This window comes from Streptomyces sp. PsTaAH-137 (assembly GCF_003259365.1).
Lineage (GTDB): Bacteria > Actinomycetota > Actinomycetes > Streptomycetales > Streptomycetaceae > Streptomyces.
The window spans coordinates 32,624-43,324 of sequence record NZ_QLLY01000006.1 but is presented as its reverse complement, the minus strand read 5'-3'; the positions used below and the strand labels follow the sequence as shown (position 1 = coordinate 43,324).

7 protein-coding genes are annotated in these 10,701 nt (G+C 71.4%); 1 reads left to right on the top strand and 6 read right to left on the bottom strand.

The window, feature by feature from the left end; genetic code table 11:
• Positions 1-11: 11 nt before the first annotated feature.
• The 3 genes from K377_RS14615 to K377_RS14605 form a co-directional block, all read right to left on the bottom strand.
• A complete protein-coding gene (locus K377_RS14615; RefSeq protein WP_111663774.1) occupies positions 12-824 on the bottom strand; it encodes an HAD family hydrolase in 813 nt (270 codons plus the stop codon).
• Positions 825-967: 143 nt separating this feature from the next.
• Positions 968-2,170 carry an NAD(P)-binding domain-containing protein gene (locus K377_RS14610; RefSeq protein ID WP_111663773.1) on the bottom strand — a complete coding sequence of 401 codons (1,203 nt, stop codon included), beginning with the start codon at positions 2,168-2,170 and terminating at the stop codon, positions 968-970.
• A gap of 80 nt (positions 2,171-2,250) precedes the next feature.
• Positions 2,251-3,489 carry an ATP-grasp domain-containing protein gene (locus tag K377_RS14605; protein ID WP_111663772.1) on the bottom strand — a complete coding sequence of 413 codons (1,239 nt, stop codon included), beginning with the start codon at positions 3,487-3,489 and terminating at the stop codon, positions 2,251-2,253.
• Between the two features lie 254 nt (positions 3,490-3,743).
• Between K377_RS14605 and fahA the strand changes: the two genes are divergently transcribed.
• Positions 3,744-4,994 carry a fumarylacetoacetase gene (gene fahA, locus K377_RS14600; RefSeq protein WP_111663771.1) on the top strand — a complete coding sequence of 417 codons (1,251 nt, stop codon included), beginning with the start codon at positions 3,744-3,746 and terminating at the stop codon, positions 4,992-4,994.
• Positions 4,995-5,350: 356 nt separating this feature from the next.
• Here the strand turns inward: fahA and recQ are convergent, their stop codons facing one another.
• The 3 genes from recQ to K377_RS14585 all read right to left on the bottom strand — a co-directional run bounded on the left by recQ (position 5,351) and on the right by K377_RS14585 (position 10,696).
• Complete coding sequence (recQ, locus tag K377_RS14595) at positions 5,351-7,303, bottom strand: DNA helicase RecQ (protein WP_111663770.1); 1,953 nt, start codon at positions 7,301-7,303, stop codon at positions 5,351-5,353.
• Between the two features lie 160 nt (positions 7,304-7,463).
• Positions 7,464-9,113 (bottom strand): NADH-quinone oxidoreductase subunit NuoN, encoded by a 1,650-nt coding sequence (nuoN, locus tag K377_RS14590; protein WP_111664161.1) that lies wholly within the window; start codon positions 9,111-9,113, stop codon positions 7,464-7,466.
• An 8-nt stretch (positions 9,114-9,121) separates the two neighbouring features.
• Positions 9,122-10,696 carry an NADH-quinone oxidoreductase subunit M gene (locus K377_RS14585; protein WP_111663769.1) on the bottom strand — a complete coding sequence of 525 codons (1,575 nt, stop codon included), beginning with the start codon at positions 10,694-10,696 and terminating at the stop codon, positions 9,122-9,124.
• Between the last annotated feature and the right edge of the window lie 5 nt (positions 10,697-10,701).

Here is a 10,701-nt window from a genome sequence, read left to right as displayed (position 1 = left end):
GCGTGGTGCCGTCAGGCACCGCTCCCGAAGAGCCGCTCCAGGACGGCGGCCACCCCGTCCTCCTCGTTGGACGCGGTGACCTCGTCGGCGACGGCCTTCAGCTCGGGGTGGGCGTTGGCCATGGCCACCCCGCGCGCGGCCCAGCCGAACATCGGCACGTCGTTGGGCATGTCGCCGAAGGCGATGGTGTCGGCGGGACCCACGCCCACCCGCTCGGCGGCGAGTTCGAGCCCCGTCGCCTTGGTGACGCCGCGCGGCTGGAGTTCGACGGTGCCGGGGCCCGACATGGTGACGGTGGCGAGCGGGCCGACCGCCGCGCGGGCCACGGCGGCCAGCTCGTCGTCGGCCAGCTCGGAATGGCGCAGAAGCACCTTGCTGATGGGCTCGGCCCACAGCTCGGCCCTGCGGTGCACCCGCACCGCGGGCAGCGTCGGGTGCGGCATCAGATAGCCGGGCTCGATCAGCGTCAGCCCGTCCACGCCGTCCTGGTCCACGGCCGCGTACACCTGTCCGACCTCGGCCTCGATCTTCCCGAGCGCCTGCTCGGCCAGCTCCCGGTCGAGGGTGAGCGACCAGAGCAGACGGTCGTGCGCCGCGTCGTACAACTGCGCGCCCTGCGCACACACCGCGAGCCCCGCCCCGCCGAGATCGCCGAGGAGGGGCTGCACCCGGGGTGCCGGCCGCCCGGTGACCACGATGTGCCGGGCCCCGGCCGCGGCGGCCCGCGTGAGGGCGTCCCGCGTCCGGTCCGAGACGGTGTCGTCCCCTCGCAGCAGCGTGCCGTCCAGGTCAGTGGCGATGAGTGCATATGCGGGTGCGGGCATGATCCGAAGAATACGGACCGACGGCACCGGGGGACCGACGCGTACCGGCCGCCCTTGCGCCGATCGCCCGCGCGGGCAGCACGGACCGGCTTGTCATCTCTTCGGGTCGGCGCGCGGCGGCCGGCTGACGCACTCGTGTTCGGCTAGCCGTGCCGGGCCGCGAGATGGGCCGCGAGGCGCGGTGAGGCGAACTCGGTGCCGCACACGAACCGCATCACCGGGCCGTACGACGACCCGCCCAGCATGCCGGTGAAGTACAGGCCGGGGACCGAGGAGACATAGCCGGGGCCCAGCCGCGGAGTGCCCCGGCTGGCCGCGAGGCGCGTGCGCAGGCCGTCGCCGAGGAACGGCATCGCCGCCAGATCCACCCGGTACCCGGTCGCCGCGACGACATGGTCCGCGGTCAGCTCCTCACGCCGTCCGCCGAGCGTCCCCACCTGTACCACCGGCGCACCGCCCGCCACCGTGATCCGCCGCACCGCCGCGACCTCGCGCACGGCCACCTTGCCCTCGAACCGCTCCCGCAGCCACCACGCGCCGAGCGGGCCGAGCACGCGCTTGACCAGGTAGTGCCGTAGGCCGGGCGGCAGTTGGCGGTACCGGTGCGGGTAGTACGTGAGCGCGTACAGCGACCAGGCGTTGCCGAACGGGGTCGCCGGGCGCAGCCGGGGCTGCTCCCACGGCGGGACCCCGAACCGCACCCGGTCCCGGCCGCGCGCCACGACCCGTACGCTCGCCCCGGCCTCGGCCGCCAGCGCCGCCGTCTCCAGGGCGGACTGGCCCGCGCCGACGACGATCAGCTCCTTGCCGGAGAACCGCGACAGGTCGTGGTGCTGGGCGCTGTGCGAGAGCGGGCCCGTGGGCGAGGGTCCGTCCGGCGCGGCCGCGGCGAACTCGCGCGGCACATGCTCCAGGCCCGACAGGCCGCTGGCGACGACGACGGCGCGTGCGGTGAACAGCTCGCCGGAGTCCAGCTTCAGCTCGAAGCCCTCGGTGCCGCGCCGGTCGACCGACACGACCCGTACCCGCTCCAGGGCGGGCACCAAGCGCTGCTGGAACCAGTCCCCGTAACGGACGAAGACCTCGGCGCTGACCAGGTCCTCGTCCGTGACGAGGCGCCTGACGCCGGCCGCGTCGCAGTAGTCGACGAGGTCGTGGCCGCGCTGGGGCGCGTCGATGTTCGACGCGGACGGCACCGACTTGAGGATCATGCCCTCGGGCATGTGCGAGCGCCAGCTCACCATGGGCTCCCCGAAGACCCTGACTGGAAGGCCGCGCGCCCGCAGATGCGCGGCGCTCGACAGGCCGTACGGGCCCGCGCCGATGACAGCTACCGGATGGATCACGAAGTCCCCTCCCCGGGACGGCAGTCGCTCTGCCACTGCGTCTCTTGCTCCGTGGTGCCGCTCGCCGGTCCCCGCCCCCTCTAGACGGAGGTGCCGGTCGTGCCGCCGCGGCGGCTGGTCCGCCACAGCCGGTAGAGATGCCGGACGCCGGGTCTCACGAACCGGGCCAGCATCGTGAAGAACGGCCACGGGTCGTCGGCCGCCCACCACGCCAGCTCCGTGCCGCTCGCGCGGGTCGGGGCGTGCGGGGTCGTGTAGCCGCCGCGCCGGTACGCGAGCAGGGCCGGCAGGTCGATGTTCTCGACGATGTACCGGTGCCCCGCCCGCTGTTCCCCCTCCGGGACGTCGCGGCCGGTGAGGTGCAGATGCAGGGCGCGGACGACGTCCACCCCCGCCTCGTTCTCGAACAGGCGGAACTGGGCGCCCATCCGCGGATTGAAGTCCAGCAGCTTGTAGCGCCCGTCGCGCCGGTCGAAGCGCAGATCGAGGTCGATGACGCCGGTGAAGCCGATCTGCTTGACGAAGCGCGCGGCCAGGTCCGCGAGGTCCGGATTGTCCACGACGTACGCGCGCGCGGTCATCCCCGCGTGCGGCGGCCAGGAGCGGACCTTGACCCCGGTGAACATCGCCCGGGGCGCGCAGTCCTGATCGACGTACGCGTGCACGATCCAGTCCTCGGCGTCCTCGCGCGGCAGATACTCCTGGAGGATCACGCCGGGCCGCTCGCCCCAGTCCCGCGCGAGGGCGCGCAAGCCCTCGGGGGTGGCGATGCGGGTGGTCCCGGCCACCGCGGGGCGGGCCCGGCGGGTGAACGCCTCGCGGTTCTTGGCCACGACCGGGAAGCGGGCCTTCGCCGCGAACTCCTCGATGTCCGCGCGGCTTTCGGGGAAGGCCGCCGCAGGTGACGGGAACCCGTGCTCCGCGCACAGTTCGTGCAGGCCCTGCTTGCTGGCCAGGCGGCGCGGCAGCGCCGGCTCGACGGGCGGGAAGAGGTATCCCGCGTCGGCCAGCGGGCCCTGGTGCTCGGCGATGAGCACGGCCGCCTCCTCGTCGGTCGGGATCAGCACGGCGGGCCGGCCGATCCGCCGCGCGATCCCGAGCAGCCCGTCGACCAGGTGCTCCGGCGCCTCCGCGCCGGTGGTCCGCCAGGAGAAGGCCCGGCGCAGATAGCGGGAGGCGGCGGCCGGGGTGCAACGGTCCTCGGTGATCGCGTACATGGGGACGCCGAGGCGGCCCAGGCTGCGGATGGCGCCCACGCCTCCGTGGTGCAGCGGATAGTCGCCGAACTTCACGATCAGGCCCGGCACCTCGCGGTCCACGGCGAGCGGTACCGGTCCAGCGCCACCGCGTGCGTCACCGGCTTTTCTGGCCACGGGCCCCCCACGTGTCCTGATCCCCCTACGAACCGACATAGACGCTATGCCGGAAGTGACCACGCCAACAACGGGTCATTCGGACATTACGAACTCTTTAGCCCCTGCCCGAACACCCGGCGTCCACGTAACGTGTGGCCCACCTGTGTGATCCACCCTGTGATCCACCCTCGAACGTCTCGAAAGTGAGGCACGTAGGCATGGCAGCCGCAGCCGCGTCCGGGCACACCCCGCTCGTCGACCCGCTCGACCTCCCCGAAGGCCACCCCTTCGGCCCGCACAACCTCCCCTACGGAGTCTTCAGCCGCGCCGGCGAGAGCCCGCGTGTCGGCGTCCGCCTCGGCGGCCACGTCCTCGACGCGGGCGCGACGGCCGAGGCCCTCGGCTCGCCCCACAGCCCGCTCCTGGCCCGGCGCACGCTCAACTCCCTGCTCGCGGCGGGCCGTACGGCCTGGTCGGACGTGCGCCGCGCCGTGACGTCATGGGTGACGGACCCGGCGCACCGCGACGCCGTCCGCCCCCATCTGCACCCGCTCGCCGAGGTCACCCTGCACCTCCCGTTCGAGGTCGCGGACTACGTCGACTTCTACGCCTCCGAGAACCACGCCACGAATCTCGGCAAGCTGTTCCGCCCGGACGAGGCGGCGCTGAAGCCCAACTGGAAGCACCTGCCGGTGGGTTACCACGGGCGCGCCGGCACGGTCGTGGTCTCCGGCACCGACGTGGTCCGCCCCAGCGGCCAGCGCAAGGGCCCGCAGGACCCGGCCCCCGTCTTCGGCCCGTCGGTCCGCCTCGACATCGAGACCGAGGTCGGCTACGTCGTCGGCGTCCCGTCGCCCCAAGGCACGTCCGTCCCCCTCTCCTCCTACCGCGATCACGTCTTCGGCCTGTGCCTGCTCAACGACTGGTCGGCGCGCGACATCCAGAACTGGGAGACGGTGCCGCTCGGCCCGCACCTCGGCAAGTCCTTCGCGACCTCGATCTCCGCCTGGATCACGCCTCTTGATGCCCTGGACGCGGCCCGCGTCCCCGCGCCCGCGCGCACGGTGCCGCTCCTCCCCTACTTGGACGACGCCGACCCCGGCCTGGACCCCGCGGGCTACGACCTGCACATCACGGTCGCCGTCAACGGCCACGTCGTCTCGGAGCCGCCCTTCTCCGGCATGTACTGGACGGGCGCCCAGATGCTGGCCCACATGACGGTCAACGGCGCCTCGCTGCGCACCGGCGACCTCTACGGCTCCGGCACCGTCAGCGGCCCCGCCGAACACGAGCGCGGCTCCCTCATCGAGCTGACCTGGAACGGCCAACACCCTCTCGAACTCCCCGACGGCAAACGGGGTTTCCTGGAGGACGGCGACGAGGTCACGCTGACGGCCTGGGCCCCGGGCCCGTCCGGCACCCGACTGTCCCTGGGCGAGGTAACGGGCCGCATCGTGGCGCGCCCATAGCTCGTACCCCGACTGACTGCCGGTGGCCTCTTCTCGCGCAGTTCCCCGCGCCCCTGGGTCGCCTCCCGGGTGCACCACCGTCGTGGCTGGTCGCGCAGTTCCCCGCGCCCCTGAGGCATGCGCTTCGCGCAGCCTCCCCTTGAGGGGGCCGATGAGATGCCGCACGAAGTGCGCATCTCAGGGGCGCGGGGAACTGCGCGAAGCAGGGCCACCGGGCCGCAGGTAGCGACGAAGCCCGGCAGGGCAGACGCGGATCTTTCAGGGGCGCGGGGAACTGCGCGGGAAGCGGCCACCGGGCCGCACCCGAAGAACAACCCAGGGGCGCGGGGAACTGCGCGACCAGCCCCCACCGGCCGTCACCAGTCGACATCCTCCGGCTCCGGCTCCGGCCCGAAATCAGGCTCGGGCCCGGGATCGAACTCCGGCACCCCATCACGGCCACCGCCACCGGCACCGGCACCGGCACCGGCACCATCGAGCCCGGCCAGAACCTCCAGCACCCCCGGCCCCCAGGTGGCCAACTTCTTCTCACCGACCCCGCCGAGCGTCCCCAACTGCCCCAACGAAGAAGGCCGCTGAAGAGCGATCTCCCGCAACGTGGCGTCATGGAAGATCACATAAGCCGGAACCCCGTTCTCCTTGGCCTGCGCCCCGCGCCAGGCCCGCAACGCCTCGAAGACGGGCTGAAGCTCGGCAGGCAGATCGGCCGCGACGGTCTTGGCCTTGCGCTCGCGCGGGGCGGACCGGGACGAGGCCGGCCGCGGCGCCTCCTTGCGCAGCCGCACCTCCCGCTCCCGCCCCAGCACGCTCCCGCTCTCCTCGGTGAGCACCAGCGTCCCGAACTCGCCCTCGACCGCGACGAGCCCCTGCGCCAGCAACTGCCGCACCACGCCCCGCCACTCGGTCTCGCTCAGCTCCTCGCCGATGCCGAAGACGGACAGCTGGTCGTGGTCGAACTGGATGACCTTGGCCGAGCGCTTGCCGAGCAGGATGTCGATGATCTGGCCCGCGCCGAACTTCTGCCGCCGCTCCCGGTCCAGCCGCACCACGGTGGACAGGATCTTCTGCGCGGCGACCGTGCCGTCCCAGGTCTCGGGCGGCGTCAGACAGGTGTCGCAGTTGCCGCAGGCCGCCGGGGCCTCCTGCCCGAAGTACGTCAGGAGCTGGGCGCGCCGGCACTGCGCGGTCTCGCAGAGCGCCAGCATCGAGTCGAGGTGGGAGGAGGCCCGGCGGCGGAACGCCTCGTCGCCCTCCCCCATGTTGATCAGCTTGCGCTGCTGCACCACGTCCTGGAGGCCGTACGCCATCCAGGCCGTGGAGGCGAGCCCGTCCCGGCCCGCGCGGCCGGTCTCCTGGTAGTACCCCTCGACGGACTTCGGCAGGTCGAGGTGGGCCACGAACCGCACGTCCGGCTTGTCGATGCCCATGCCGAACGCGATGGTCGCGCAGACCACGAGCCCCTCCTCACGGAGGAAGCGGGACTGGTGCGCCGCGCGCGTCCCGGCGTCGAGGCCCGCGTGGTACGGCACGGCCTCGATCCCGTTCTTGCTGAGGAACTCGGCGGTGGCCTCCACGGACCTGCGCGACAGGCAGTACACGATGCCCGCGTCGCCCTCGTGCTCCTGCTTCAGGAAGGTCAGCAGCTGCTTCTTCGGCTCGGCCTTGGGCACGATCCGGTACTGGATGTTGGGCCGGTCGAAGCTGGCCACGAAGTGCCGGGCCCGCGGCATGCCGAGGCTCTGGGTGATCTCCTGGTGCGTGGCGTGCGTCGCGGTCGCCGTGAGGGCGATGCGCGGCACGTCGGGCCACCGCTCGCCGAGCACGGACAGCGCCCGGTACTCGGGCCGGAAGTCGTGCCCCCACTGGGCCACACAGTGCGCCTCGTCGATCGCGAAGACGGAGATCTTGCCGCGCGAGAGCAGGTCGAGGGTGCTGTCGATCCGCAGCCGCTCCGGGGCGAGATAGATCACGTCCAGCTCACCGGCGAGGAACTCGGCCTCGACGGTCCGCCGCTCGTCGAAGTCCTGCGTCGAGTTCATGAACCCGGCGCGCACGCCGAGCGCCCGCAGCGCGTCCACCTGGTCCTGCATGAGCGCGATCAGCGGCGAGACGACGACGCCCGTACCGGGTCTGACCATGGCCGGGATCTGATAGCAGAGCGACTTGCCGCCACCGGTGGGCATCAGGACGACGGCGTCCCCGCCCGCCACGACGTGCTCGATGATCGCTTCCTGCTCACCGCGGAAAGCGTCGTACCCGAAGACGCGGTGGAGCGTGGCAAGGGCCTCGCTCTCCGTCACCTCGCTCATACCGTCTGTCCCGTCCGTCGTCCGACTGCTCCGCCAACGATAGGGGTCCGCACCGACAACCCCGAAAGTTATCCACAGGCTCGGGAGAACCGGCCGCACGCAGAGGTGCCCGGCGCCCCTCCCAGGGCGCCGGGCACCGGCTCACGCGTGCGCTGCGGGACTACCGGACGAAGACTCCGGCCTGGCTCGCGAGGTCCAGGAAGTACTGCGGCGCGAGGCCCAGCACGATCGTGACCGCGACGCCCACCGCGATCGTCGTCATGGTCAGCGGCGAGGGCACGGCCACGGTCGGCCCGTCCGCCTTCGGCTCGCTGAAGAACATGAGGACGATCACGCGGATGTAGAAGAACGCGGCGATCGCCGAGGACACCACACCGACGACGACCAGCGCGCCCGCACCGCCCTCGGCAGCCGCCTTGAACACGGCGAACTTGCCCGCGAAGCCGGAGGTGAGCGGGATACCGGCGAAGGCCAGCAGGAACACGGCGAAGACCGCCGCGACCAGCGGCGACCTGCGGCCGAGACCCGCCCACTTCGACAGGTGCGTGGCCTCGCCGCCCGCGTCGCGCACCAGCGTCACCACGGCGAAGGCGCCGATGGTCACGAAGGAGTACGCGCCCAGGTAGAACAGCACCGACGAGACGCCCTCGGGCGTCGTCGCGATCACACCGGCCAGGATGAACCCGGCGTGCGCGATCGACGAGTACGCCAGCAGCCGCTTGATGTCGGTCTGGGTGATCGCGACGATCGCGCCGCCGAGCATCGTGACGATGGCGATCGCCCACATGACCGGCCGCCAGTCCCAGCGCAGGCCCGGCAGGACCACGTACAGCAGCCGCAGCAGCGCGCCGAAGGCGGCCACCTTGGTCGCCGCCGCCATGAAGCCGGTGACGGGCGTCGGGGCGCCCTGGTAGACGTCCGGCGTCCACATGTGGAACGGGACGGCGCCGACCTTGAACAGCAGGCCCATGACGACGAGCGCGACGCCGATGAGGAGCAGCGCGTCGTTGCCCATCGTGTCGGCGAGGGCCGGGTCGATGCTGGTGACCGTGCCGTCGACGACGCTCGCGACCTTGGCGTACGAGACCGAGCCCGCGTAGCCGTAGAGCAGCGCGATGCCGAACAGGGTGAACGCGGACGCGAAGGCGCCGAGCAGGAAGTACTTGACCGCGGCCTCCTGCGACACGAGCCGCTTGCGGCGGGCCACGGCGCACAGGAGGTACAGCGGGAGCGAGAAGACTTCCAGGGCGATGAAGAGCGTCAGCAGGTCGTTCGCCGCGGGGAAGACCAGCATGCCGCCGATCGCGAAGAGCGCGAGCGGGAACACCTCGGTCGTCGTGAACCCGGCCTTCACAGCGCGCTGTTCGCTCTCGCTGCCCGGTACGGAACCGGCCTGCGCGGCGAACGAGTCGACGCGGTTGCCGTGCGCCTCCGGGTCGAGCCGCCGCTCCGCGAACGTGAAGATCGAGACGAGCCCGGCCAGCAGGATGGTGCCTTGCAGGAAGAGCGCGGGGCCGTCGACGGCGATCGCGCCCATGGCCGCGATGTGTGCCTTGGTCGTCCCGTACCCGCCGGCGGCGAGGCCGACGACGGCCGCGAAGGCCGCCGCGAGGGCCACGACCGACAGGAACACCTGGACGTAGTAACGGGACTTACGCGGCACGAACGCCTCGACCAGGATCCCCAGGACGGCGGCACCGATGACGATCAAGGTCGGGGACAATTGCCCGTATTCGATCTTCGGTGCGTCGATCTTGGAGATCGGATCGGCGGCACTTGTCCACAGGCTGTGGACGGCTGGAGCACTCAGCAGGGAACTCACTTGTGGGCCGCCTCCACTTCCGGCTTCGGGTCCTTCTTCTGGACGTCGGACAGGGTGTGCTTGACCGCCGGGTTCACCAGCTCGGTCAGCGGCTTCGGGTAGACACCCAGGAAGATCAGTACGGCGATCAGCGGGACCACGACGGTCAGTTCGCGCGCCTTCAGGTCGGCGATGCCCTCGTTCGACGGCTTCACCGGGCCGGTCATGGTGCGCTGGTACAGGACCAGCGTGTAGAGCGCGGCGAGCACGATGCCGATGGTGGCGATGATGCCGATGACCGGGTAGCGCGAGAACGTGCCGACCAGGACCAGGAACTCACTCACGAACGGCGCGAGCCCCGGCAGCGAGAGCGTCGCCAGGCCGCCGATCAGGAACGTGCCGGCGAGCACCGGGGCGACCTTCTGCACACCGCCGTAGTCGGCGATGAGCCGCGAGCCGCGCCGCGAGATCAGGAACCCGGCGACCAGCATCAACGCGGCCGTCGAAATACCGTGGTTGACCATGTAGAGCGTCGCGCCGGACTGGCCCTGACTGGTCATCGCGAAGATGCCCAGGATGATGAAGCCGAAGTGCGAGATCGACGCGTACGCGACCAGCCGCTTGATGTCGCGCTGGCCGACCGCGAGCAGCGCGCCGTAGACGATGCTGATCAGCGCCAGGACGAGGATGACCGGCGTCGCCCACTTGCTGGCCTCCGGGAACAGCTGGAGGCAGAAGCGGAGCATCGCGAAGGTGCCGACCTTGTCGACAACGGCCGTGATCAGTACGGCGACCGGGGCCGTGGCCTCGCCCATCGCGTTCGGCAGCCAGGTGTGCAGCGGCCACAGCGGGGCCTTCACCGCGAAGGCGAAGAAGAAGCCGAGGAAGAGCAGCCGCTCGGTGTTGGTCGCCATGTCCAGCGAGCCGCTCGCGCGGGCTTCGGCGATCTCCGAGAGCGAGAAGCTCCCGGCGACCACGTACAGGCCGATGACGGCCGCCAGCATGATGAGCCCGCCGACGAGGTTGTAGAGGAGGAACTTGACCGCGGCGTACGAGCGTTGGGTCGCGGCCTCCTTCTCGCCGTGCGGGCCCGCGCGGTCCCCGAAGCCGCCGATGAGGAAGTACATCGGGATGAGCATGGCTTCGAAGAAGATGTAGAAGAGGAAGACGTCGGTGGCCTCGAAGGAGATGATCACCATCGCCTCGACGAGGAGGATCAGGGCGAAGAAGCCCTGCGTCGGCCGCCACCTGGTGCTGCCGGTCTCCAGCGGGTCCGCGTCGTTCCAGCCCGCGAGGATCACGAACGGGATCAGCAGCGCGGTCAGCGCGATGAGCGCCACCCCGATGCCGTCCACGCCCAGTTCGTAGCGGACTCCGAAGTCCCTGATCCAGGAGTGCGACTCGGTCAGTTGGTAGCGCGCGCCCGACGGGTCGAAGCGCACCGCGACCACCGCAGCGACCACCAGCGTCCCGAGCGAGAACAACAGCGCGAGCCACTTGGCCGCCGTGCGCTGCTTCGCCGGTACGGCGGCCGTGGCGATGGCGCCCACGGCCGGCAGTACCGCCGTCGCTGTCAGCAGAGGAAAGGACATCGGTA